We start from the raw sequence: 24,192 nt of genomic DNA on the forward strand, positions 1-24,192 counted from the left end.
TACCGGCTCGTGGAGAGCTGGGTGTTGAGGTCGATCACCGGCAGGATCCGCACCTCGGTGTGCGTGCCCCGCACCCATGACCGGACCTGGGACAGCAGGGCCAGCTTCTGGCCGTTCTCGAGTAACCCGATCGGGTTGATGCCGGTGGTGCCGTCGGGCTGGACCTCGGCGGTGAAGTGCAGGTGCAGGTCGACCCGCCGGGCCTTGCGCTGCACGTTCTCGTCCTCGGCGTCCGCACCGGCCAGGTCGAGTGAGGTCTGTTGGCGTGCCAGCTCGCCCAGCGCCATCGACCGGCGCACGTCGAGTGATGCGGTGGAGCCACCGGCCTTGAGTGCCGCCGCGCCCGCGGCGAGGGCTTGGGCGAGGTCGTGCCCGTCAGCGTTCGAGACCTCCGCCTCGATCCGCATCGCACCCGCGAACGGTCCGACCGGGGTGTGGATGTGCACGTACCGGCCGTCGTGGTCCTCATCCCGTGGTGGCTCCTGCATCGCCAGGCCGTAGAGCTCGATCGCCTGCGCGAGGATGCGTTCCATCTGGGCGCGGCCGATCTTCTCCAGGAACGGCGCCACCTGCGCGTCGATCCACGCCATCGCCTCCGGTGTCAGGGCCGGGTCACAGTGAATGGTCGCCTCAGCGACCTGCTTGGCCCGCCACACCGGCACCAAGCCGGACTGGACCCGCTTCCACACCCGCGGCAGCCGGTGGACCATCTCGACCGCGTGGCCGATCAGCTTCTTCGCCGCATCGGTGGAGACCCCCAGCGCGGCCCCGAGCTCGGGGATGCAGAACTCCGCCACCAACGGGGTGCCGTCACCCGAGATCGGCTCATCACCCAGTGGGTGGTGGAACGTGGCCGCGTTCCAACCGTCCTCGTCCGCGGGGTGGGCGACCGCCCACTCGTACGCGATCGCCAGGAGATCGGCCTCGCCACGCTGCACCACCGAGCGTCGCTGACGAGCCGCACCGAGCAGCTCGGCGGCGGTCAGGTCACCCAGCTCGGGGGCGGCAGTGGCGGTGGCTTCCATGACTCAACCCAACCAGCGCCCACCGACGACTCTGAACCTCCGGCCGGACACGGGCCTCCGCCACACGCTGGCACACAACGAGGGCCGCCTCCCTCAGGGGAGACGGCCCTCGGTGGGACGGACGTACGTCAGTCCTTGAGCTCGCAGATGACCTCGCCGTTACCGACGGTGGCGCCGACCTCCGCCTTGAGGCCGGTCACGGTGCCGGCCTTGTGGGCCTTGAGGGGCTGCTCCATCTTCATCGCCTCGAGCACGACCACGACGTCGCCCTCGGCGACCTCCTGGCCCTCCTCCACGGCGATCTTGACGATGGTGCCCTGCATCGGCGAGGCCACGGCGTCGCCGGAGACGGCGGAGCCCGCCTTCTTCGCGGCACGCTTCGGCTTCTTGGCGCCGCCGGCGGCAGCGCCACCGCCGAGACCACCCAGACCAGCAGGCAGGACGACCTCGAGGCGACGGCCATCGACCTCGACGGTGACCTTCTGGCGCTCGCCGGCCTCCTCGGCCTCGCCCGCCTCGCCACCGTAGGGCTCGATGTCGTTGACGAACTCGTTCTCGATCCACGTGGTGTAGACGTCGAAGGAGCCCTCGCCGGTCTTGTTCGAGGCGCCGACGTAGGCGGGCTCGTCGAGGACCTTCTCGAAGAACGGGATGATCGTCGGCATGCCGTCGACCTTGAACTCGGCCAGCGCGCGCTTGGAGCGGGCGATCGCCTGGGTGCGGTCCTTGCCGGTGACGATCAGCTTGGCGACCAGCGAGTCGAACGCGCCCGGGATGGTCTCGCCCTTCTCGTAGCCGGAGTCCAGGCGGATGCCGGGGCCGCTCGGCGGGGCCCACTCGGTGAGGGTGCCCGGCGCCGGCATGAAGTTGCGGCCGGCGTCCTCGGCGTTGATGCGGAACTCGATGGAGTGACCCTTGATCTCGGGGTCGTCGTAGCCCAGCTCCTCGCCGGCGGCGATGCGGAACATCTCCTGCACGAGGTCGATGCCGGTGACCTCCTCGGAGACGCAGTGCTCGACCTGGAGGCGGGTGTTGACCTCGAGGAAGGAAATGGTGCCGTCGGCGGCGACGAGGAACTCGCAGGTGCCGGCGCCGACGTAGCCGGCCTCCTTGAGGATGGCCTTCGACGACTCGTAGAGGCGGGTCAGCTGGTCGTCGGTCAGGAACGGCGCGGGGGCCTCCTCGACGACCTTCTGGTGGCGACGCTGCAGCGAGCAGTCGCGGGTCGAGACCACGACGACGTTGCCGTGCTGGTCGGCCAGGCACTGGGTCTCGACGTGGCGGGGACGGTCGAGGAACTTCTCGACCAGGCACTCGCCGCGACCGAAGGCGCCGACGGCCTCACGCGTGGCGGACTCGAAGAGCTCGGGGATCTCCTCCATGGTGCGGGCGACCTTGAGGCCACGACCGCCACCACCGTAGACCGCCTTGATGGCGACCGGCAGGCCGAACTCCTTGGCCAGCTCGACGACCTCGTCGGCGTCCTTGACCGGGTCCTTGGTGCCGGGGGCCAGCGGGGCGTTGGCCTTCTGCGCGATGTGCTTGGCCTTGGCCTTGTCGCCCAGCGCGTCGATCGCCTCGGGGGAGGGCCCGATCCAGATCAGGCCGGCGTCGAGCACGGCCTGGGCGAACTGGGCGTTCTCCGCCAGGAACCCGTAACCCGGGTGCACCGAGTCGGCGCCGGACTTCTTGGCCACCGCGATGATCTTCTCGATGTCGAGGTAGGACTCGGCAGGCGTCGAGCCGCCGAGCGCGTGGGCCTCGTCGGCCAGACGCACGAACAGCGCGTCGCGGTCGGGCTCGGCGTAGACGGCCACGGAAGCGATGCCGGCGTCCTTCGCGGCGCGGATGACGCGGACGGCGATCTCACCGCGGTTGGCGATGAGGACCTTCTGCAAGGGCTTGATCTCGGGCACGAACTCTCCTCGACTACCGATCTGTGGGCATGCGTCGCGCACGCCAGTTGACGATTGTATGGGCGCTGCGGTGGGTCGTCGGACCGGGGTTCGGGTGGTGGGCGCCCGGTCGCCCCGAGGTGAGCCGCGCCGCCACGGCCCGCTGCACCGGACGCATCAGCAGCCCGTAGCCGATCCCCACGACGAACGACGCCACCAGGGCCAGCCACGGGTGCCCGGCGTCCTCCAGCGGGGGGTAGACCTGCCAGTGGGTGAGGTAGACGAAGAGCGAGTACGACGCGAGCACGGCCGCGACCCGGCTCACCGGTCGCGCGCCCCACCGGGGCAGTCGCAGGTGGCTGAGCCAGGTCAGGGCGAGCACTCCGACGACCACGATCGCCTCACGGGTCGGGTTGCCGAAGAAGCCGACGACGACCAACGGGGCCAAGGCGCTCACCACCAGCTTGCGGCGCACGGTGTCGGCGCGCGCGGCGCACCAGCCGAGCACGAAGAGGAAGGCCACCACGGAGGTGGTGTAGCGCTCGACGGCGTCGGCCTCGACCCCCACCCGGGCGTGGCGCACGGTGGTCGTCGCCAGCAGCAGTCCGACCGCGAAGAGGAAGGGGGCCCGCCGTTCCCACCGGTGCACCCACGGCACCGACAGCAGCAGCAACGCGGCGAGCATCGTCCAGACCAGGGCCTCGAGGAACCACAGCTGCCACCGTTCGTCCCACCCCGGTGACCCGAGGACCCCGTTGAGCAGCAACGCCGTGGAGGCGTCGTAGCCGCCGGACAGGAAGGCCACGGTGCCGACCCAGGCCACGGCGGGCACGACGACCTGCAGCACGGTCGACAGGCCGTGCCGGACCCGGGTCGCCGGGTCGGCCGAGCCGAGCTGGAAACGGGCGAAGTTGTAGCCGGCGACGGCGAGCAGCAGGTGGGCGCCCCCCTGCCACCCGACGAGGTCGACGTGGCCGGCGACGATCGCCACGATGGCCAGGGCGCGCAGGGCGATGGTCGTGTCGAGCCGTGCCGCGGGCCGCGGCCGTTCGCCGGGGCGTACGTCGTGGTGCGCTGCCGCAAGCTCGGCGAAGGGCGTCGTGTGCCATCCGTCGGGCAGGTCGCCCAGGCGCTCCTCCAGGCGGACCGTGAGCTCGACGTAGGAGAGGGAGTCGCCACCGAGCGAGACGAACGTGTCGGACTCGTCCGCGTCGTCACGACCCAGCACGATGCCGGCCCACGCGGTGATCCAGACGGCCAGCGGGGCGTCGGGGTCGGGCGCCTCGGAGGCGGGCGTCGAGGTCTCGTCCGCCGCTCGCGCCTCCGCCAGGCGCAGCAGCGCTGCCCGGTCGACCTTGCCGCTGGAGGTCCTGGGCAGCTCGTCCACGAGGTGAGCCCGCACGGCGTGAGCAGGCAGGCCGCAGAGGTGCGCGACCGTGGTGGCCAACCGTCGGCCCCGGCCCCGGGCCGTCGCGAGGTCGGGGTCCGGCACGAGGCTGACGGCGTGCAGGACCTGGTCGGAGGCGACGAGGGTGGCCGGGGTGCCCTGCACCTCGAGGTCGACCTCGAGCTGGTCGAGGTCGATGCGCAGGCCGAAGATCTTCGCGAACCGGCTGCGGCGCCCCACGACCTCGTGGAGGCCGTCGCGCACCCGGCCGAGGTCTCCGGTGCGCAGCTCGGTCAGCTCCGCGCCGCGGGCCAGGTCGCAGAGCGTCTCGGCGTAGCCGAGCATGACGTTGGGCCCGCTGTAGACGAGCTCGCCGACGCCCGGCTCGTCGCACTCGGCCACCGGGTCGACACGCAGGTGGCCACCCGGCACCGCGACGCCGATCGCGGTGGGGTGGTCGACCGCGAGGTGTGGGGGCAGCCACGCCATCCGCGCGGTCGCCTCGGTCTGCCCGTACATGACGACCAGGTCCCAGCCCTGACGCCGACCCCGCTGCGCCCAGTCGACCACCCGCTGCGGCGCCATCCGTCCGCCCGCCTGCGTCACCTGCCGCAGTGACGCCGGGCGGCGGGCGTCGAAGTTGATGCCCTCGAGCAGCTCGAAGGTGTAGGGCACCGCGGCGAAGGAGGTCACCTCGTGCTCCCGGGCCAGGCGCCAGAACTCCGCGTCGACGACGCTGGCATCGGTCAGGACCACCGATCCACCGACCAGCAGGTGGCTGTGCACGACCGAGAGGCCGTAGCAGTAGTGCAGCGGGAGGCTCGTCAGCGCCCGGCTCCCGGGGCCGAGGTCGAGGTAGTCGGCGATCGCGGCGGCGTTGGAGACCAGGTTGTCGGCGGAGAGTCGCACCAGCTTGGGCGAGCCCGTCGAACCGGAGGTGCTCGACAGCATCGCCAGGTCCGGGTGGAGGTCGTGGAGGCTGGTCTCGCGGTGGACCCGGTCACCGTCGTGGCGGCACTCGACGTCGGGAAGCCAGGCGGTCGCGAGCGGGTGGGGCGCAGCGTCCGCTCCTCGGGGCGGCACGAGCAGGGAGACGTGACCGTGCTCGACCGCCGCCAGGTGGGCGACGAGCGCGTCGAGCCGGTTGCCGCCCTCCACGAGGACGACCCGGCGTGCCGGACCCCAGCTGGCGGCACGTCGGGCGACCATCTGCGCCAGCTCGCCGTGCGTGAGCCGCAGGCCGTCGGGCCCGATCACGGCGACGGAGCCGTGGTGCTCGGGCGCCGCCAGCAACCGGGGGCGGGTCCGGGTGCTCATGGCGTCCGGGAGTCGGCGGGGAGCAGGTGGACCCCGTCGTCGACCGCAACCGTCAGGGTGTCGCCGACGTGGGGACGGACCCGGCTCACAGAGGCCTCGACCACCTGTCCGTCGGGCAGCTCCAGGAGCAGCTGCACCCCGGCACCGACGAAATCGACTGCTCGCACGGTCGTCCGCACCCCCGAGTCGGCGACGACGACCTGCTCGGGACGCACCAGCGCCACGGCGCCCGCGGCGTCGTCGACACCCGGGCCCGCGGACCGCTCCGGGTGGCCTCCGAGCACGGTGGTCACGTGTCCGGACCCACGCTCCAGCACCGGCACGAACGACGCCGGCCCCAGCAGGCGCGCGACCTCACGATTGGCGGGGGCGTCGTAGAGCGCGAAGGGCTCGCCGACCTGGGTGATCCGTCCGCCCACCATCACCGCGACGCGGTCGGCCATGGTCAGCGCCTCGCCACGGTCGTGGGTGACCAGCACGCCGGTGGCACCCTCGCGACGCAGCATCTGGGCGACCTGGGCGCGGACGTTGACCCGGGTCTGGGCGTCCAGGGAGGCGAACGGCTCGTCGAGGAGGACGACTCCCGGACGCGGTGCCAGCGCCCGCGCCAGCGCGACGCGCTGCTGCTGGCCGCCGGAGAGCTCGCGCGGCATCCGCTGCTCGAGCCCGACGAGGTCGGCGAGGGCCACCAGCTCGGCCACCCGCGCCCGGCGGTCGGGGGCACGGCGGGGGAGGCCGAAGGCGATGTTCTCCGCCACCGTCAGGTGGGGGAAGAGGGCACCCTCCTGCGGCACGATGCCCACCTGCCTGCGGTCGGGGGAGACATGGGTCCCGGGCCCCGCGACCAGGGTGTCGCCGAGGTGGATCGTGCCCTCGGCCGGACGTTCGAAGCCGGCCATGAGCCGGAGGAGGGTCGACTTGCCGCAGCCGCTGGCCCCGATCACCGCCAGCAGGTCGCCACTGGCGACCTCGAGGTCGACGCCGTCGAGCACCCACGAGCGGTGGTAGCCGAAGCGCAGCTGCGAGATCGCGATGCCGGTCACGTGGTCTTCTCCCAGGTGGACGAGCGCGACAGCACCAGCGCAGGCACGCTGGCGATGAGCACGAGGGCGAGGGCGTAGGGAGCGGCGGCACCCTGGGCCGAGGAGCTGGTGCGGCTCCAGATCTCGGTGGCCAGGGTGTCCAGGCCGCTGGGCCGCAGGATGAGGGTGGCGGGCAGCTCCTTCATGGCGGTGATGACCACCAGCAGGAAGCCTGCCGAGATTCCGGGGGCGGCCAGCCGGGCGGTGACCAGCCGCGCACCCAGGCGGCTGCGGCCCAGGGAGGCCGCGACCTCGCCGAGGCCGGGCGGCACCGCGCCGACCGCGGCACGCACCGAGCCGACGGCCTTGGGCAGGAAGAGCACGGCGTAGGCGAAGACCAGGACCCACACGGTCTGGTAGAGCCCCGGCACGACCCGCAGCGAGAGGTAGACCAGGGCGAGGCCGACGGTGATGCCGGGCAGGGCGTGGCCGGCGAAGCTCATCGTCTCGATGAGCGTGGTGGTACGGCTGGGGTGGCGGGCGGCCAGGACGCCCACGAACCCGGCGAGGGTCACCGCGACGACGGCGCCCAGCACCGAGACGGCGGCGGTCGCCGCCACGGCCGACCACAGCTCCGCCGGGTCGAGGGGGTGGCGGGTGCCCAGGGAGAGACGTCGGAGCAGTGCCGCGCAGGGCACCACGGCGGCGACGACCACGGGCACGAGCACCAGGACCCAGGCCGGCGCCGACCACCAGCCCAGGCGCACGGGGCGGGGGGCGCGTCGGGCCTGACGGGAGACCGACCAGCGGCGGGCGTCGCCGCGGGCCAGCCGCTCGAGGCTGACCAGCAGCAGGGCGATGGCGACCAGCACGAAGGCCAGCAGGGCGGCGCGTTCGCGTCCGACGAGTGAGCCGTACTGGCGGTGCACGGCGAAGGTGAGCACCTCGTGGCGCATCAGTCCGGGCGTGCCGAAGTCGGAGAGCGCGTAGAGGCCGGCCAGCAGCGCGCCGGCCAGGGCGGCGGGAGCCACCTGGGGCAGCAGCCCGGTGGAGAAGGCGCCCCAGGGACGACGGCCCAACGAGCGCGCCACGTCGACGAGGGAGTGGTCGGCCACCCGCATCGCCGCGATCGTCGGCAGCACCACGTAGGGCAGGCAGGCGGCGGTGAGGATCGCCCAGGTGGGCCAGAAGCCGCGCAGCGACGGCACGGTGTCGAGCCAGCCGAAGGCCGAGACGTAGGACGGCACGGCCAGCGGGACGGCACTGGCCACGACCAGCCAGCGACGCCCGGGCAGGTCGGTCAGTGCCAGCAACCAGGCGATCGCCACGCCGAGGACCAGGCAGGTGAGGGCGACGGCGACGACGAGCACGAGGCTGGCGCTGGTCCACTCCCACAGCCGACGGCGCAGCACCGCGTCGGCGCCCTCCGGCAGGACCCCGGCGGTACGCACCACCAGGTAGACCAGGGGGGTGAGCGCGCAGACGACCGCCAGCAGGGCTCCCGCGAGGAGCCCCGCCGGCGGTCGGCGGCGTCGGGGGTGGACGCTCAGCTCAGGCCCACTTCCTCGAGCATGGCCAGGGTGGCCTCGAGGTCCTCGAGCTCGGCAAGGTCCTCGAGCGGGCCCTTGAGGGAGGTGAGCTCCGGCAGGCCCTCGGGTGCCTCGACGCCCGGCAGGAGCGGGTACTCGAAGGTCTCCTCGGCGAAGTACTGCTGGGCGTCCTCGGCGACGAGCCACTCGACCAGGGCCTCGGCGTCGGGGTGGTCGGAGAGCGTCGCGGCGCCGGTCACGTTGACCAGCGCGCCGGGGTCGCCGGCCTCGGGGAACTTCAGCTCGGTGACGACGTTCTCCGCGCCGAGCTCGGCGCGCAGACCGAAGAGGTAGTAGTGGTTGATGAGGCCCAGGTCGACGGTGCCGTTCTCGATCGCCTCGAGCGTGTCGAGGTTGTTCTCGAAGGTCTGGACGTCGTTGGCGACCATGTCGGTCAGCCACTGGCGCGCGGCGTCGTCGCCCTCGGCGGCACGGAACCCGGTCACGAACGCCTGGAAGGAGGCGTTGCCCGGAGGGAACCCGACCCGGCCGGCCCACTTCTCGTCGGTGAGGGCCCCGACCGTGGTGGGCACCTGGTCCTCGTCGAGCTTCTCGCTGTTGTACGCGATCACGCGGGCGCGGGCGGTCAGGCCCACCCAGGTGTCGTCGGCGGAGGTGAACTGCGCCGGCACCTGGCCGGTGATCTCCTCGGGCAACGTCTGCAGCATGCCGGCCTCGGAGAGTGCGCCGAGCGCGCCGGCGTCCTGGGAGACGAAGACGTCGGCGGGCGTGTCCTCGCCCTCCTCGAGCAGCAGCGCCAGCGCGTCGGGGGTGGCGGTGTAGCGGGCGTCGACCTCGATGTCGGTCTCGTCGGTGAACTGCTTGAGGAGCGGGCCGACCAGACCCTCGTCGCGGCCGACGTAGACCACGAGGGTGTCGTCGTCACCCTCGCTGGAACAGGCGGCGAGCGGTGCGAGCGTGAGGGCGGCGAGCAGGGCACCGAGGCGCAGGCGACGGGTGCGAGAGTTCATCGAGTTCCTCCGAAGACATGAGTTTAGGCGAGCCTAACCTTGCCGCCCGGGAAGCCGGAATTCGCGTTCCAGATAGAGGTTAGCAATCGCTAACCTGTGGGATACGCTCGTGCCATGACCTACGAGCTGTCCCGTGAGCACGAAGAGTTCCGCCGCACCGTCCGCGACTTCGCCGAGGCCGAGATCGCGCCACACGTGGCCGAGTGGGACCGTGACCACCACTTCCCGACCGACGTGGTGCAGAAGATGGGCGACCTGGGACTGATGGGCCTCACGGCGCCGGAGGAGTTCGGCGGCGCCGGCCTCGCGGGAGAGGACGGTGGCTTCACCAGCCTCTGCCTGGCCATCGAGGAGATCGGCCGCGTCGACCAGGCCATGGGCATCACCCTCGAGGCGGCCGTGGGGCTGGGCATCAACCCGATCCTCACCTACGGCACCGCCGAGCAGAAGCAGGCCTGGCTTCCCGACCTGGTCGCCGGCCGGAGGCTGGCGGGCTTCGGCCTGACCGAGCCCGGCGCCGGCTCCGACGCAGGGGCGACGCGCACCAAGGCCGAGCTCGTCGACGGTGAGTGGGTCGTCAACGGCTCCAAGCAGTTCATCACCAACTCGGGATCCGCGATCACCTCGGTGGTCACCGTGACCGCGCGCACCGGCACCCGCGAGGACGGTCGCCCGGAGATCTCCGCGATCATGCTGCCGTCCGGCACGCCGGGCTTCACCGCGGAGAAGGGATACGACAAGCTCGGCTGGCACATCTCCGACACCCACCCGCTGACCTTCGTCGACGCGCGGGTGCCCGAGGACCACCTGCTCGGCGGTCGTGGTCGCGGCTACGCGCAGTTCCTCGCCACGCTCGACGACGGCCGCGTCGCCATTGCCGCGCTCGCCGTCGGTTGCATCCAGGCATGCCTCGACATGAGCCTCACCTACGCCGGTGAGCGCCAGACCTTCGGCGGCCCGATCGGGCGCAAGCAGGGCGTCGCCTTCCAGATCGCCGACCTGCAGGTCATGCTCGACGCCTCCCGCCTGCTGACCTACCGCGCCGCTGCGCTCAAGGACCGGATGGACGCCGTCGTCGGCGCCGGCGGGTCGCTCTCTGCCGCCCAGGTCGCCGAGTTCAAGCAGGCGGCCGCCGTCGCCAAGCTCTACACCTCGGAGTCGGCGGTCACCGCGACCCGCATCGCCACCCAGGTCTTCGGTGGCTACGGCTTCATGGAGGAGTACCCGGTGGCGCGCTTCTACCGCGACGCCAAGATCCTGGAGATCGGTGAGGGCACCTCGGAGGTCCAGCGGATGCTGATCGCCCGGGGGCTCGGCCTGCCCGTGGAGTGAACCACCCGCTCCGGCGGCGGAGTGTCCGCCGTCGGGCAGGAGGGGCACCCCGGCTAGGCTCGAACCCATGCGTGCACGTCGCTTCGCCGGTGAGGTGAGCAAGTTCCTGACCGTGGGCGCCCTGGCCACCGTGGTGGCCTTCGTGGTCTTCAACTTCCTCGTGCACGGTTTCCGGCCCGGTGCCGACCCGTGGATGAACGACAAGCCGCAGCTGGCGTTCGTCATCGCCAACCTGGTCGGCATGCTGATCAGCTTCCGCGGCACCCGCGACTGGGCCTTCCGGTCACGCGACGTCCGCCACCCTGACGGCGGCCGGACGGCTTTCGTGGTGATCAACCTGGTCACCATGCTGATCCCGATGGCCTTCCTCTGGATCAGCCGCAACGTGCTGGAGCTCGACGACCCCTTCTCCGACAACATCGCCGCCAACGTGCTGGGGCTCGGTGTCGGCACGGCCGTGCGCTTCGCGCTCTTCCGGCAGTACGTCTTCCCCAGGGTCCGGCACGTGACCCGCTACGAGTCCGCGGCGTCCGCCACTGACGCGGGCAGCGGCTCAGTCGGGTCGGGGTGACCAGAGGTCGGTCCACCGGTGGCCCAGGTCGGCCACCATCTCGCGCAGCACCGGCACGCTGACGCCGACCACGTTGTGGGGGTCGCCCTCGACGCCGCGGACGAACGCAGCGCCGTAGCCCTCGAGCGTGAAGGCGCCGGCCACCCAGATCGGTTCGCCCGTGGCGACGTACGCGTCGATCTCCGCGTCGTCGACGTCGGCGAAGTGGACCGTGGTGCTGGCGGTGCGGGAGAGCGCCCGCCCACTCACGGAGTCGGCGAGCGCATGGCCGGTGTGCAGCACGCCGGAGCGGCCGCGCATCGCGCGCCACCGTTCACGGGCGACCTCGGGCGTCCCCGGCTTGCCGAGCGCCTCGCCGGCCAGTTCGAGCACCGAGTCGCAGCCGAGCACCAGCGCGCCCTCGGGGACCTCGGGGTGGTCGAGCACCGCGCGGCACTTGAGGTCGGCCAGGGCGCCTGCCAAGGGGGCGGGCGCGAGGTCGGTGAGCTGGTCCTCGTCGACGCCGGAGACGATCACGACGGGCTCCACCCCGGCCGTCCGCAGCGTGCGCAGGCGCGCCTCGGAGGCGGAGGCCAGGACGAAGGGCGTGCTGACGGTGCGTTCGTTCACGGAGCCAGCCTAGGAGTGCGGTGAGGCCCGCCGCGGGAGGGGCGTGGACGAACAGAGGAAAGTCCCTCCCGAGCCCGATTCCGGGCGCCGAGAGGGACTTTCCTCCGTCGAACTACGAGTGATGAGGCGTGGTCAGCGCGGCATCGCGCTCGCCCGCCAGCCGCCGAGGCCGTGCGGGAGGGTGCGGCGGGCCGACCGCTCGGGAGCGGACCACTGCGAGCGGGGGCGCTTCGGAGCCGGCGCCTGGCCGCCCATGGCGGAGACCACGGCCACGAGGGCCGCGATCTCCTCGGGGGTCGCATCGGGGGTGATGATCCGCAGGGCCGGCGCGGCCGGGGCCTGGGGAGTCTCTCCCGTCTGCTCTGTCTGCGTGGCGTCGTCGGTGGCCATCAGAGCGGGATGTTCCCGTGCTTCTTGGCCGGCAGGGACTCGCGCTTCGACTTGAGCAGGCGCAGGGCGCGCACGATCTCGACGCGGGTCTCGTGCGGGGGAATGACCACGTCGACGTAGCCCCGCTCGGCAGCGATGTAGGGGTTGGCCAGCGTGGTCTCGTACTCGTCGATGAGCTCCGCGCGCTTGGCCTCCACGTCGCCGCCCTGGGCCTCGACGGCCGCCAGCGTCTTGCGGTGCACGATGTTGGCCGCGCCCTGGGCGCCCATCACGGCGACCTGGGCGGTGGGCCACGCGATGTTGATGTCGGCCCCGAGGTGCTTGGAGCCCATCACGACGTAGGCGCCGCCGTAGGCCTTGCGGGTGATCGTGGTGATCAGCGGGACGGTGGCCTCGGCGTAGGCGTAGATCAGCTTCGCGCCGCGACGCACGATGCCTGCGTACTCCTGGTCGGTGCCGGGCAGGAAGCCGGGCACGTCGACGAAGGTCAGCACCGGGATGTTGAAGGCGTCGCAGAAGCGGACGAAGCGGGCCGCCTTCTCGGAGGCGTCGATGTCCAGGGTGCCGGCGAACTGCATCGGCTGGTTGGCGACGACGCCGACCGGCGAGCCCTCGACGCGGCCGAAGCCGACGATGATGTTGGGCGCGAAGAGCTCCTGGACCTCGAGGAAGTCCTCGTCGTCGACGACCGCCTTGATGACCTCGAGCATGTCGTAGGGCTGGTTCGGCGAGTCGGGGATGATCGTGTCGAGGGTGCGGTCGAGGTCGTTGAACTCGAGGTCGGCCACCTCGTCGTAGGTCGGCAGCTCGTCGAGGTTGTTCTGCGGCATGTAGCTCAGCAGGGCCTTGACGTACTCGAACGCGTCCTCCTCGTCGGAGGCCATGTAGTGGGCGTTGCCGGACTTGGTGTTGTGCGTGCGGGCACCGCCCAGCTCCTCCATCGTGACCTCCTCACCGGTGACGGTCTTGATGACGTCAGGACCGGTGATGAACATCGCGGAGGTCTGGTCGACCATGATCGTGAAGTCGGTGACGGCGGGGGAGTAGACGTGCCCACCGGCGCAGTTGCCCAGGATCATGCTGATCTGCGGGATGACGCCCGAGCTGTGCACGTTGCGCTTGAAGATCTCGCCGTAGAGCCCCAGGGAGACGACGCCCTCCTGGATGCGGGCGCCGGCGCCCTCGTTGATGCCGACGATCGGGGAGCCGGTCTTGATGGCCAGGTCCATGATCTTCGTGATCTTCTCGCCGTAGACCTCGCCCAGCGACCCACCGAAGACGGTGAAGTCCTGCGAGAAGACGCAGACCTGTCGGCCGTTGACGGTGCCGTAACCGGTGATGACGCCGTCGCCGTAGGGGCGGGTCTTCTCCAGTCCGAACGCGGTCGAGCGGTGGCGGGCCAGCTCGTCGATCTCGACGAAGGAACCCTCGTCGAAGAGCATCTCGATGCGCTCACGGGCGGTCTTGCGGCCCTTGGCGTGCTGCTTCTCCACGGCCTTCGCGGAGCCGGCGTGGACGGCCTCGTCGATGCGGCGCTCCAGGTCCGCGAGCTTGCCCGCGGTGGTGTGGATGTCGATCTCGGGCTGTTCGGTCTTCTCGGCGCTCACCGGTCGGTTCTCCTCGGCTGTGCTGGGGCGGTCTGCCGGTCCGGCTGCGCCGGACGGTGTGGGCGGGTCGGCGGTGTGCCGGCCACGCAACTAGGCCAATCTAGTCTGCATGTCCGACGCACCTGCACCGCGCCCAGCCCTCGATCCCGCACAGTTCGTCGACCTGCCGGCCCCGTGGCGGGTCGAGGTGGTCGCCGAGACGCATTCCACGAACGCCCTCGTGGCAGAGCGCGCACGCGCCGGCGAGCGCGAGGGACTGGTCGTCGTGGCCGAGCACCAGACCGCCGGCAGGGGTCGGCTCGACCGGGTCTGGGAGACCCCGCCGGGCACCGGACTGACCTTCTCGCTGCTGCTGCGCCCCGACCTGCCCGTCACCGCGTGGACCTGGATCCCCCTGCTCACCGGCTTCGCCCTGCACGCCGCCCTGGCCGACCGCATCCCCGAGGTCATGCTCAAGTGGCCCAACGACGTGCTGGTGGGCGAGCAGAAGATCTCCGGGATCCTCGTCGAACGGGTCGAGACCGACCTGGGTCCGGCCGCGGTGATCGGCATCGGCCTCAACGTCAACCAGTCCGAGGCGCAGCTGCCGAGCGAGACGGCGACCTCGCTGCGCGTCGAGCTGGGGGAGACCTTCGACCGGGGCGACCTCCTCATCCAGGTGCTGGGGTCGGTGCGGGCGCTGCTGCCGCTGCTCGAGCAGCCGGAGGTGCTGCGGACCGCCTACGTCGACGTCTGCTCGACGGTGGGGCGCACCGTCGACGTGCACCTGCCCGGCGGTGAGGTGGTGCGCGGCGAGGTGCTCGACCTCGACCCCCACGGCGCACTGGTGCTCAGCACCGGTGAAGGCACGTTCACCGTCCACGCCGGTGACGTGGTGCACGTCCGACCCGCGCGGTGAAGCAGCGCGGTCCCGCCCAGAGGTGAGAGGATTCACGTCGTGGCGATCAACGCGAAGTACCTGAACGAGGGCGAGCACGTCATCGTCTCCACCCGTACGCACGTCAAGGCGCTCTTCGGACCGGTCCTCGTGCTGGTGGTCGTGGTGGTGGGGACCCTGCTGCTCGCCCAGGTGGCTCCCAGCGGCACGGCCGGCACGGTCCTCGGCTTCGTGGTCGGCGCGCTGGCTGCGGTCGTGGTGGCCCGGTGGGTGCTGTGGCCCTTCGTCGTGTGGCTGACCACCACCTACACCTTCACCAACCGGCGCTTCATCTCCCGCACGGGCTTCATCGCCAAGGAGGGGCGCACCATCCCGCTGAACCGCATCTCCGGGGTCGACTTCGAGATCGGCGTGATCGACCGCCTCTTCGGCTGTGGCACGCTGATCGTCACCGATGCGAGCGCCGAGGGTCGGGTGCAGGTCACCGACATCCCGCGGGTCGAGGAGGTCCAGCTCAGGGTGGCCGACGAGCTGCACCGCCTCTCGGAGCGGGGCGACGAGGGTGCCTGACCGCCGGCAGAGTCGCCAGGACCTCGAGCTCAGCATCCTGGGCGAGCAGCCCACCCTCACCGCCCTCGAGGTGGCGGCCGAGGCGGGGGCGACCGTCGCCCAGATCCGTCGCCTGTGGCGCGCCCTGGGGTTCCCCGAGGTCAGCTCGGAGGCCGCCTTCACCTCCTCCGACGTCGACGCGGTGCTGAAGATCTTCTCGACGGTCGACTCGGGCGCGGTCGACTTCGACATGGCGGTCGCCCTCACCCGCGGCCTGGGCCAGACGATGTCGAAGCTCGCCGACTGGGAGGTCGCGATCCTGCTCAACCGGGTGGAGGAGATGGCCGGCGACGAGGGTGGCGGCTCGCGGATGTCGCACGCCCAGCGTCTGGTCGACGACCTCAACCCGGCGTTCGAACGTCTCCTGATCTACGCCTGGCGGCGGCACCTCGCCGCAGCCGTGTCGCGGATGGAGGCGCTGGGCGCCAAGGAGGAGGACCTGCACACCACCTACGTGAGCGTCGGGTTCGCCGACATCGTCAGCTTCACCGAGCTCAGCAACACCCTCGACGAGGAGGGCATCGGCGACCTGGTGGAGCTCTTCGAGGCCCGCTGCCACGACGTGGTCTCCACGGCCGGCGGCCGGGTGATCAAGTCGATCGGCGACGCGGTGCTCTTCGTGGTGCCCTCGGCGGCCAGCGCGATCGAGATCGGGGAGGGCATCATCCGGGTGATCGGCCGCGACCCGCGCATGCCCGACGTGCGGGTCGGCATCTCCTCCGGCTCGGTCGTCACGCGCATGGGTGACGTCTTCGGCCCGCCGGTCAACATGGCGGCCCGCCTCACCGCGGTCGCGCGCCGCAACCGCATCATCGTCGACGCCGCGACCGCCGAGCTGTTGCCCGACACGTTCCTGACGCGTCGCCTGCCGGCGAGGCCGGTCCGGGGCTTCGGGATCGTCGAACCGCTCGCCGTCAGTCGGCGCTGAGCGTCGACGTACGCCCCCGCGGGGAGCGCGGGCACGGCGCAGCGGTCTGGACCAGGCGCGACCGGTTGCTCCAATCCGCCCCACGGCGAGGGTGAAGATGCCTACGTTCGGATCATGCTCGAGGTGCAGGACGTCGTCGTCGACCCCGCCTCGCGTCGGGTCTGGCGCGCGGGGCAGGAGGTCGTGCTCTCCCGCATGGAGTTCAACCTGCTGCACGCGCTCATCCGGCGGCCCGGGGAGCTGGTCACCCGCGACGAGCTGATGCGCCAGGTGTGGGGAGCCACGTTCTACACCTCGTCGAAGACGATTGACGTGCACGTCGGGTGGGTGCGTCGCAAGCTGGGTGACGACGGTCGCTGCCCGACGTTGATCAGCACCGTGCGCGGGCGCGGACTGCGTTTCGAGAAGGGCTGAGCGAAGGGCTGAGCGCGGCAGTTAGGGTTCTCCTCGTGCCGCTCCCGCTCGCTCCCACCCTCGCCGTGATCGGCGGCGGCCAGTTGGCGCGCATGATGGCCCAGCCGGCCATCGCGCTCGGGCTCCCGCTGCGCCTGCTCGCCGAGGCGGAGGGTGTCTCCGCCGCCCAGGTGATCGTGGACCATCAGGTGGGCGACCACCGCGACCTCGAGGCGCTGCGTCGGGTCACGGCCGGTTGCGAGGTGGTCACCTTCGACCACGAGCACGTGCCGACCGAGCACCTGCACGCCCTCGTCGCCGACGGCGTCGCCGTCCGGCCCGGCCCCGACGCGCTCGTGCACGCCCAGGACAAGGGCGTCATGCGGGCGCGGCTGGCGGAGATTGGCGTGCCGTGCCCGCGCAACGCGCTGGTCACCGACGTCAGCGACGTCGAGGCGTTCGGCTTCCCCTGCGTGCTCAAGACGACGCGCGGTGGCTACGACGGCAAGGGTGTCTGGGTCGTACGCTCCCGCGACGACGCCGCCGAGGCCTTCCGGGTGGCCGCCGAGAGCGGTGTGGAGGTGCTGGCCGAGGAGCTCGTCGACTTCCGCCGCGAGCTCTCCGCGATCGTGGCCCGCTCGCCTAGCGGGCAGGCCGCCGCCTACCCGGTGGTGGCCACCCTCCAGGTCGACGGTGTCTGCGCCGAGGTCGTCGCACCCGCGCCTGACCTCGAGCCCGACCTGGCCGGTCGCGCCCAGCAGATCGCGCTCACGGTCGCCAAGGAGCTCGACGTCACCGGCATCCTGGCCGTCGAGCTCTTCGAGACCACCGACGGGCGGGTGCTGGTCAACGAGCTGGCGATGCGCCCGCACAACACCGGCCACTGGACGCAGGACGGCGCCGTCACCTCACAGTTCGAGAACCACCTGCGGGCCGTGATGGACCTGCCGCTCGGCTCACCGGCGCCGCGAGCTCGGTGGAGCGTCATGGTCAACGTGCTGGGCGGGCCCCACGACCCCGGTCGCCTCTACGACGGGTTCCCCCACGTGATGGCGCGCGACCCGCACCTCAAGGTGCACCTGTACGGCAAGGAGTGGCGACCGGGACGCAAGGTCGGCCACGTCAACGTGTGGGGCGACGACCTCGACGACTGTCTGGAACGGGCCCGCCACGCGGCGGCCTGGCTGCGCGGAGACCTGGGAGACCACAGTGAGTGAGAGTGCCGTGAACGCCGTGAAGCCCCGCGTGGGGATCGTGATGGGGTCGGACTCCGACTGGCCGGTGATGCAGGAGGCCGCCAAGGCGTTGGGTGAGTTCGGCATCAGTCACGAGGCCGACGTCGTCTCCGCGCACCGGATGCCCGAGGAGATGGTGGCCTACGGCCGCGAGGCGCACGCCCGCGGTCTGGAGGTGATCATCGCCGGAGCCGGGGGAGCGGCGCACCTGCCCGGGATGCTGGCGTCGTTGACGCCGCTGCCGGTCATCGGCGTGCCGGTGCCGTTGCGCTACCTGGACGGCATGGACTCACTGCTCTCCATCGTGCAGATGCCGGCCGGCGTCCCGGTCGCGACGGTCTCGATCGGCAACGCCCGCAACGCCGGGCTGCTGGCCGTGCGCATCCTGGCGGCCGGTGACCCGGAGCTGACGCAGCAGGTGGTCGACTTCCAGGCGTCGTTGCGCGACGCCGCCCACGCCAAGGGGGCCGCGGTGCGTGAGGCCGCCGCTGACCCGCGCCCCAAGCTGGGGTTCTGACCGCAGGTTCTGAGCGCAGGGTTTTTCGGGCGCGGCTCAGGCGCAGGAGGCGACGGCCTCGGTGACGAAGTCGGCGACCTCGTCGTGGTTCTCCACGAGCGCCAACGAGTGGTCGTCCGTGTCGACCGCGAGATCGTGTGTGGTTGCTCCCGCCTCCCGGGCTGCTGCCAGCAGTCCCTGCGCGGTGGCGGCGATCGTGTCGTCCTGCTCCTCGTGGGTCACCCAGACCGCCCGAGGCAGGCGGATGGCGTCCTCCGCGGCCGAGACCGGGACGACCGGCGAGATGGAGACGACCGCGCAGACGTCGCCGACCCGGTCCACCGCTGCCCACGCCGACTGGTTGCCCATCGACGACGCGACGAGGACCACGTCCTGCGCCCCGTCGGTGCGGGCCAGTGCGACGGCGGCGGCGAGGTCGTCGGGCTCGGCGGCGAGGTCGTCGTCGCCCGGCGTGGACCCCTGACCGCGACGGTCGAAGAGCAGCACGCGTACGCCCGTGGCAGCGCTCAGCTCCTCGGCCCACCCGAGCCAGTCACAGAGGGTCTGCGAGGCGCCGTGGCGCAGCACCACGGCCGTCGCGGCCCCGGGGTCGCCGACACTGGCGCCCCCGACGGCGCGGGCGTCCGCACCGGTGAGGGTGACGCGCGTGGCCCCGTCCGGCACGTTGTGGCACTGCTCGCCCAGCGGTGCGTCGGCCGCGGTCTCCCGGTCACCGCGGAGCCGGTCGCTGACCCGCGGGCCGAGCCATGCCACCAGGAGGGCGACGACGACCAGGACCGCGAGCAGCTCACCCAGGAAGAGTCGTCGGGTGGTCCGGCGCCTCACCGTCCCGGCCGGCGCCACTCGATGGCCGGGCAGGTGTCCATCACCATGCGGACGCCGGCAGCCGTGGTCCGCTCGTGGGCCTCACGGTCGACGACCCCGAGCTGGAACCAGACCCCCTTGGCGCCGATCGCGACGGCCTCGTCGGCGACCGCGCCGGCCAGCTCGGAGCGCACGAAGACGTCGACGACGTCGACCTCTAAGGGGATGTCCGCCAACGTCGCGTAGCCCTGCTCGCCCAGCACGGTCTCGGCCTTGGGGTGGACCGGGACGATCCGCTTGCCGCGCGACTGGAGCAGCGAGGCGATCTCGTACGCGGTGCGGGCGCGGTTGCTGGAGAGGCCCACCACCGCCCACGTCTCGCAGTCGTCGAGCATGAAGTCGATGTCGTCGCGGTCCTGCCACCGGGAATCCATGGATTCACCGTACCCCGCGACAACGGTGTGCCAGCCGTGGTCAGCGACCCTCCTCGCTAGCGATACCGTCAGGGCGTGCAGGATGAATCCCTCGACGACGCGACCCTGGCCGGCAGCCTGGTCAGGCGAGCCGGCGACCTTGCCAGCCGGATGCTCGCGTCCGGGGTGGAGAGTTCCCAGAAGTCGTCGCGCGGGGACCTGGTCACGGCGGCTGACCGGGCGGCGGAGCAGATGGTCGTCGACCTGCTCTCCCGCGCCCGACCCGCCGACGGAGTGGTGGGGGAGGAGGACGCCGCCCGACAGGGCACGAGTGGTCGCACCTGGTTCGTCGATCCCGTCGACGGAACGTACAACTTCGTGCACGGCCTGCCCTGGTGGTGTTCAGCCTTGGCGCTCCAGGAAGCCGACGAGGTGCTCCTCGGCGCGGTCCACCACACGGAGGGCGACGACACCTGGGTGGGTGGGCGGGACCTGCCCACCACGCGCAACGGTGTCCAGTTGCCCCGGCTGGGAGACCGGGACCTGGAGGACTGTTCCGTGGCGACCTACCTGCACCTCGACTACTTCAGCGACGCGGATGTGCAGGAGCCGTTCGCCGCGGTGGCGTCCGGGGCGAAGGCCGTGCGTTCCGGAGGTTCCGGTTCGATGGACCTGGCCGCGGTGGCCGACGGCCGGCTGGACCTGTGGTGTCAGCGCGACGCCGAACGCTGGGACTGGATGCCCGGATTTGCCCTCGTCGAGGGCGTCGGGGGCACCACCGCCCACCTGACAGTGCGGGGCCACACTTGGTCCCTCGCCGGTCCCGCGACGGCCGTGGGTCGGGCGATCAGGTTGTTGCAGCAGGCTTGAGTGGGCCCGCTCGGCGGGCGGCTCTCGCGCGACCGCTCAGCGGGCTGGCGCGCTCCCGCGCACGACCAAGTGCGGTGGGAGCACCTCGTGGCGATCGTCGGTGCGACCGTCCAGCCGCTCGATCAGCAGGGCCACGGCTCGAGCGCCCATCGCGGCACGTGGCTGGTGGACGCTGGTGAGGCGCGGGCGTCCGCGCCGTGCCAGCATCGAGTCGTCGTAGCCGACCACCGCCAGATCTGCCGGCACGGCGAGACCGCGATCCCAGGCGTGGTCGAGCACGTCGGAGGCCTCGACGTCGTTGCGTGCGAACGCCGCGTCGTATCCCTGGGCGAGCAGGTCGTCCAGTTCGCCCAGCGAGCTGTCCGAGGGTGTACGCGCCAGCACCCGGACGTGTTCGGCGAGTCCGTGGCGGCGCATCGCGGCCTCATAACCACGGCGTCGTGCCAGGCCGGCGGGTCGGGTCGAGGATGAGACGTGCACGATCCGTGAGTGCCCGCCGGCCACCAGGTGGTCGACGGCCAGCGCCGCGCCGGCCTCGTCGTCGCTGATCACCGAGTCGATGCCGGTGACCGGTTCCAGGGAACGCCCGATCATCACCACCGGCGCGCGGAGGCTGGCTGCCTGCACCATGGCCGGCTCGGCCCACGAGGAGACCACCACGATGCCGTCGAGGCGGAGGTCGAGCATCGCGTTGATCCGTTCGGCCAGCTGCCCGCTGGCACGGTTGCCGTGACCCAGGAGCACGGAGAAGCCGGCCGTCTCCGCCGACTCCTCGACAGCCGCGACGACCTCGGTGTGGTACGGGTTGTCGAGGCTGGTCAGCACGACGCCCAGACGCATCGTGCGACGTTCGCGCATCGCTCGAGCCAGGACGTGCGGGCGGTAACCGATCTCCTCGGCCGCGGCCAGGATCCGTCGTCGGGTCTCGGCCGAGACCCCCGGGTCGTCCCGCAACGCCAACGAGACGGCCGACTTCGAGGTGCCGGCGTGACGGGCGACGTCGAGGATGGTCGGGCGACGGGACGCCGTGGGGTCGGAGAGGGCGGTCACGCGACTGTTCTACACCCGCAGGCCATGAATCAGGTCGGGATCGCCGCTCGGACTGGAACGTTCCAGATGATTGCCTGTCGTTCACTTGCCGGAAGCCCAAACCCACCCGGGGCCTTCACTTGCGTTCCTAGCGTGCAGCGCGTGACATCCCCCTCTTCTTCGCTGACGACTCGCCCCGAGGCCCTCCTCCTGGACTTCGGCGGCGTCGTCTTCCAGACCCGCAAGCGCCCCGAGGCGATGGCCGAGTTCGCCCAGCACGTTGCCCACCTCCTGGCGCGCGCCGGCCACCTCGTCCCCACCCATGAGCTCGAGGAGATGCTCCGGGGCGGCAAGACAGCGCTCAAGGACTGGAAGAACTCCTCCAGCCGCCGCCTGCACCCCCGCGAGCTGGACCACCGGGAGATCTGGCGAGACTTCTACGCCTCCCCGCTGCCTCCCTCGGCCCGTGAAGTGCTCGTGGGTGAGGCCGGTGAACTCCAGGAGTGGATCGGTCTGGCCGCCGCCGAGCACACCGTCCGCCCCGGGATTCCTGCCCTCCTCGACCTGGCTGACGAGCTCGGCATCCCCGTCGGCATCGTCTCCAACGCGCACAGCGGTCGCGCCCATCGACGCCTGATGGAGCAGCACGGACTCGCCGAGCGGTTCGGTGTCCAGGTCTATTCCGACGAGGTCGGGATCCGGAAGCCCAACCCCGCAATGATCGAGCTGGCCGCCAACGCCCTCGGCACGACCGCGCCTCGCACCTGGTACGTCGGTGACACCTTCGACCGGGACGTCGTCTGCGGCCGCCGTGCCGGCGTCGCCGCCATGGTGCTGACCCGGCACCACTCCACCGACCGGGTGCCCTTCCCCGTCACCGACGTGCCCGACGCCGTCCTCGACACCCCGGAGGGACTGGTCGACCTGCTGCGGGCCACCGAGCCCGGCACGTTCGCCGACCCCCAGCGCTCCGATCCCCAGCGCTCCGATCCCCAGCACCCCGACGCCATCCGCGCGGAGCCCCCTGACCACCTGCCCGGCGCCATTCTCCTCGACCACGGCGGCGTGATCTCGTCCTCGACCAAGGACACGGTCGGTCGGACCGGCTTCGCCCACGACCTGGCGGCCGGGCTGAGGCGCGCCGGATGGCAACTCGCTGACCAGGACGCCGAGGACGTGGTCGCCGAGACCATCGCGGCCCACAAGAAGTGGAAGCAGGACCGCCGTGACGAGGCCGAGGCCGGCACCGTGCTCGAGATCGACCCCACCACCTTCTGGGTCGACCTCGCCGGACCGCACGTCGAGGAGCGTGTTGACGGCGACGCGCGGGGCGTACGCGCCTGGTTGCGCGCGGAGGCGTACGCCCTCTCCATCGCCTGGGCGCGGGTCAAGTCGATCTCGGTCCTGCGCCCCGGCGTGAAGGAGCTGTGCGAGGCCGCCGCCGCGGCCGGTGTACCGATCGGCATCGTCTCCAACACCGTGAGTGGACGGAGCGTGCGCGAGAAGCTCGCCGGTCACGGCATCGGCCACCTGGTCGCGGCCGGTGTCTACTCCGACGAGCTCGGGCGCCGCAAGCCCGACGCCGTCGTCGCCACCACCGCCTGCCGCGCGCTCGGCGTGGACCCTGCCCGCGCCGTCTTCGTCGGCGACAAGCCCGAGAACGACGTCGTCTCGGCCCGCGGTGGGGGAGTCGGTACGGCCGTCATCGTCCGTGGTGGTTCGACCGCGGACGCCCGGATCGACGCCCTGCTGGCCGATCCCGGTTCACCGGAACACCCCGACCTCGTCGTCGCCGAGATGGACGAACTCATCGACGTCCTCAACCTCCGCCCCTGAACCACCAACCCGAAAGGCACCCCCCACCATGTCCGTGGACACCTCCAACGACTTCCGGAGCCGCCTCACCGGCGGTGACCAGCTCTCCGGGTCGCAGAAGCTGATGATCCTCGTCCTCTCCATGACGCTCTACGGCGTCGGGGACCTGGTCTGCCAGATCATCCCTGAGTTCCAAGCCGGGCCGTTCGAGCTCGGCGTCTCCTACTTCGCGTTCATTGCGGTCGTCCTGGCCGCGCTGCTCAACCCCTTCTGGGTCGCTCTCGGAGCGCCACTGGGTGAGCTGGTCTTCTCCGACATGCTCCTGGGCGATTTCGGTGGCTTCGGTGAACTCGAGGGCTTCCTCCAGACGGCCCTGGCGATCTTCGTGGCCGGCACCCTCGTGCGCAACCCCAAGAACCTCAAGCAGCTCGCCCTCGCGCCGGTCGTGATGGTGCTGGTCGACAAGGTGCTGGGCGGCGTCGTCGACATCCTCAAGGTCGTCGTCGGTGTCGACCCCGAGACCCTGGAGGAGGCCGACGGCCTCTACTCGACGCTGATCTTCGTCGAGGGCGCCGACATCGTCATCACGGTGATCCTGTCGGGCATCCTCTTCGGTGCTGTCCCGGCCATGTGGCTGGCGCCCCGCCTCCACGGCAAGCTCGAGCCGATCATGGGCCTGCGCCCGCGCGACCCGCAGAACCCGCCGAAGATGGAGGGCCCCGGTGGGGTGAGCATCTGGATCGTCGGTGCGCTCGTCTTCGTCGTCGCTGGCGCCATCACGATGTTCGCCCAGTGGGAGGAGTTCGTCGGCCGTGAGGGCATCGGCACCTTTGGTGCCTTCGAGCCCGACTACATCGACCAGTTCGGTGACTTCTACCTGTGGATCGCGATCCTCGTGGCGGCTGCCGTCGGCTTCGGTGCCTTCATCGTCATCAAGGCACTCGCCGGTCGCACCAGAGTGCGGGACTGACCGTGAGCGCGCCGAGC

At 71.4% G+C, this 24,192-nt stretch carries 23 protein-coding genes; 11 read left to right on the forward strand and 12 right to left on the reverse strand.

Features of this window, described 5'->3' with window-relative positions; all coding sequences use genetic code 11:
* From IEQ44_RS01920 to IEQ44_RS01945, 6 genes are all read right to left on the reverse strand, one after another.
* A partial coding sequence (locus tag IEQ44_RS01920; protein ID WP_193636758.1) for a DUF222 domain-containing protein occupies window positions 1-1,025 on the reverse strand: 1,025 nt, incomplete at its 3' end.
* 128 nt (window positions 1,026-1,153) lie between these two features.
* Window positions 1,154-2,941 (reverse strand): acetyl/propionyl/methylcrotonyl-CoA carboxylase subunit alpha, encoded by a 1,788-nt coding sequence (locus IEQ44_RS01925; RefSeq protein WP_193636759.1) that lies wholly within the window; start codon window positions 2,939-2,941, stop codon window positions 1,154-1,156.
* Window positions 2,942-2,954: 13 nt separating this feature from the next.
* Window positions 2,955-5,624: an AMP-binding protein gene (locus IEQ44_RS01930; protein WP_193636760.1), complete on the reverse strand. Its 2,670-nt coding sequence runs from the start codon at window positions 5,622-5,624 to the stop codon at window positions 2,955-2,957.
* Window positions 5,621-6,667, reverse strand: a complete 1,047-nt coding sequence (locus IEQ44_RS01935; protein ID WP_319804432.1) for an ABC transporter ATP-binding protein — start codon at window positions 6,665-6,667, stop codon at window positions 5,621-5,623. The genes IEQ44_RS01930 and IEQ44_RS01935 overlap by 4 nt, the downstream gene beginning before the upstream one ends.
* Window positions 6,664-8,100, reverse strand: coding sequence for an ABC transporter permease (locus IEQ44_RS01940; protein WP_319804433.1), 1,437 nt, complete (start codon window positions 8,098-8,100; stop codon window positions 6,664-6,666). Before IEQ44_RS01940 ends, IEQ44_RS01935 begins: the two co-directional genes overlap by 4 nt.
* 92 nt (window positions 8,101-8,192) lie before the next feature.
* Entirely contained in the window at window positions 8,193-9,206 is a 1,014-nt protein-coding gene (locus IEQ44_RS01945; RefSeq protein ID WP_193636761.1) for an iron ABC transporter substrate-binding protein, read from the reverse strand.
* A gap of 114 nt (window positions 9,207-9,320) precedes the next feature.
* Here IEQ44_RS01945 and IEQ44_RS01950 point away from each other — a divergent pair, with 114 nt between their 5' ends.
* Together IEQ44_RS01950 and IEQ44_RS01955 are read left to right on the forward strand one after the other, a co-directional pair.
* Window positions 9,321-10,538, forward strand: a complete 1,218-nt coding sequence (locus IEQ44_RS01950) for an acyl-CoA dehydrogenase family protein (RefSeq protein WP_193636762.1) — start codon at window positions 9,321-9,323, stop codon at window positions 10,536-10,538.
* A gap of 67 nt (window positions 10,539-10,605) precedes the next feature.
* Window positions 10,606-11,109 (forward strand): GtrA family protein, encoded by a 504-nt coding sequence (locus IEQ44_RS01955; protein WP_193636763.1) that lies wholly within the window; start codon window positions 10,606-10,608, stop codon window positions 11,107-11,109.
* On the opposite strand, the gene IEQ44_RS01960 is transcribed toward IEQ44_RS01955, so the two are convergent.
* The 3 genes from IEQ44_RS01960 to IEQ44_RS01970 all read right to left on the reverse strand — a co-directional run bounded on the left by IEQ44_RS01960 (window position 11,092) and on the right by IEQ44_RS01970 (window position 13,715).
* Entirely contained in the window at window positions 11,092-11,718 is a 627-nt protein-coding gene (locus tag IEQ44_RS01960) for a Maf family protein (RefSeq protein WP_193636764.1), read from the reverse strand. The genes IEQ44_RS01955 and IEQ44_RS01960 overlap by 18 nt on opposite strands.
* Before the next feature lie 132 nt (window positions 11,719-11,850).
* Window positions 11,851-12,108 (reverse strand): acyl-CoA carboxylase subunit epsilon, encoded by a 258-nt coding sequence (locus IEQ44_RS01965; protein WP_193636765.1) that lies wholly within the window; start codon window positions 12,106-12,108, stop codon window positions 11,851-11,853.
* The gene (locus IEQ44_RS01970) at window positions 12,108-13,715 is read right to left on the reverse strand and encodes an acyl-CoA carboxylase subunit beta (RefSeq protein WP_193637024.1); all 1,608 of its coding nucleotides are present in this window, start codon (window positions 13,713-13,715) and stop codon (window positions 12,108-12,110) included. Before IEQ44_RS01970 ends, IEQ44_RS01965 begins: the two co-directional genes overlap by 1 nt.
* A 109-nt stretch (window positions 13,716-13,824) precedes the next feature.
* Between IEQ44_RS01970 and IEQ44_RS01975 the strand changes: the two genes are divergently transcribed.
* The 6 genes from IEQ44_RS01975 (at window position 13,825) to purE (ending at window position 18,274) form a co-directional block, all read left to right on the forward strand.
* Window positions 13,825-14,613: a biotin--[acetyl-CoA-carboxylase] ligase gene (locus IEQ44_RS01975; protein WP_193636766.1), complete on the forward strand. Its 789-nt coding sequence runs from the start codon at window positions 13,825-13,827 to the stop codon at window positions 14,611-14,613.
* Window positions 14,614-14,652: 39 nt separating this feature from the next.
* Window positions 14,653-15,162, forward strand: coding sequence for a PH domain-containing protein (locus tag IEQ44_RS01980; RefSeq protein ID WP_193636767.1), 510 nt, complete (start codon window positions 14,653-14,655; stop codon window positions 15,160-15,162).
* On the forward strand, window positions 15,155-16,129 hold the full coding sequence (locus tag IEQ44_RS01985) for an adenylate/guanylate cyclase domain-containing protein (RefSeq protein WP_319804434.1): 975 nt from the start codon (window positions 15,155-15,157) through the stop codon (window positions 16,127-16,129). Before IEQ44_RS01980 ends, IEQ44_RS01985 begins: the two co-directional genes overlap by 8 nt.
* A 114-nt stretch (window positions 16,130-16,243) precedes the next feature.
* Window positions 16,244-16,543, forward strand: coding sequence for a winged helix-turn-helix domain-containing protein (locus IEQ44_RS01990; RefSeq protein WP_193636769.1), 300 nt, complete (start codon window positions 16,244-16,246; stop codon window positions 16,541-16,543).
* A 35-nt stretch (window positions 16,544-16,578) separates the two neighbouring features.
* Window positions 16,579-17,739, forward strand: a complete 1,161-nt coding sequence (locus IEQ44_RS01995) for a 5-(carboxyamino)imidazole ribonucleotide synthase (protein WP_319804435.1) — start codon at window positions 16,579-16,581, stop codon at window positions 17,737-17,739.
* Window positions 17,732-18,274, forward strand: a complete 543-nt coding sequence (purE, locus tag IEQ44_RS02000; protein ID WP_319804436.1) for a 5-(carboxyamino)imidazole ribonucleotide mutase — start codon at window positions 17,732-17,734, stop codon at window positions 18,272-18,274. The genes IEQ44_RS01995 and purE overlap by 8 nt, the downstream gene beginning before the upstream one ends.
* Before the next feature lie 36 nt (window positions 18,275-18,310).
* Here the strand turns inward: purE and IEQ44_RS02005 are convergent, their stop codons facing one another.
* Window positions 18,311-19,099: an alpha/beta fold hydrolase gene (locus tag IEQ44_RS02005; protein WP_193636770.1), complete on the reverse strand. Its 789-nt coding sequence runs from the start codon at window positions 19,097-19,099 to the stop codon at window positions 18,311-18,313.
* Window positions 19,096-19,512: a CoA-binding protein gene (locus IEQ44_RS02010; RefSeq protein WP_193636771.1), complete on the reverse strand. Its 417-nt coding sequence runs from the start codon at window positions 19,510-19,512 to the stop codon at window positions 19,096-19,098. The genes IEQ44_RS02005 and IEQ44_RS02010 overlap by 4 nt, the downstream gene beginning before the upstream one ends.
* Window positions 19,513-19,587: 75 nt before the next feature.
* On the opposite strand from IEQ44_RS02010, the gene IEQ44_RS02015 reads away from it, so the two are divergent.
* Window positions 19,588-20,361 carry an inositol monophosphatase family protein gene (locus tag IEQ44_RS02015; protein WP_319804437.1) on the forward strand — a complete coding sequence of 258 codons (774 nt, stop codon included), beginning with the start codon at window positions 19,588-19,590 and terminating at the stop codon, window positions 20,359-20,361.
* Window positions 20,362-20,397: 36 nt separating this feature from the next.
* On the opposite strand, the gene IEQ44_RS02020 is transcribed toward IEQ44_RS02015, so the two are convergent.
* Entirely contained in the window at window positions 20,398-21,411 is a 1,014-nt protein-coding gene (locus tag IEQ44_RS02020) for a LacI family DNA-binding transcriptional regulator (protein ID WP_193636772.1), read from the reverse strand.
* Between the two features lie 141 nt (window positions 21,412-21,552).
* Here IEQ44_RS02020 and IEQ44_RS02025 point away from each other — a divergent pair, with 141 nt between their 5' ends.
* Both IEQ44_RS02025 and IEQ44_RS02030 read left to right on the forward strand, forming a co-directional pair.
* Window positions 21,553-23,226, forward strand: a complete 1,674-nt coding sequence (locus IEQ44_RS02025; RefSeq protein WP_193636773.1) for an HAD family hydrolase — start codon at window positions 21,553-21,555, stop codon at window positions 23,224-23,226.
* Between the two features lie 34 nt (window positions 23,227-23,260).
* Window positions 23,261-24,175 (forward strand): DUF8171 family membrane protein, encoded by a 915-nt coding sequence (locus IEQ44_RS02030; RefSeq protein ID WP_193636774.1) that lies wholly within the window; start codon window positions 23,261-23,263, stop codon window positions 24,173-24,175.
* Window positions 24,176-24,192 lie beyond the last annotated feature (17 nt).

This window comes from Nocardioides malaquae, assembly GCF_015070385.1.
Classification (GTDB): domain Bacteria; phylum Actinomycetota; class Actinomycetes; order Propionibacteriales; family Nocardioidaceae; genus Nocardioides; species Nocardioides malaquae.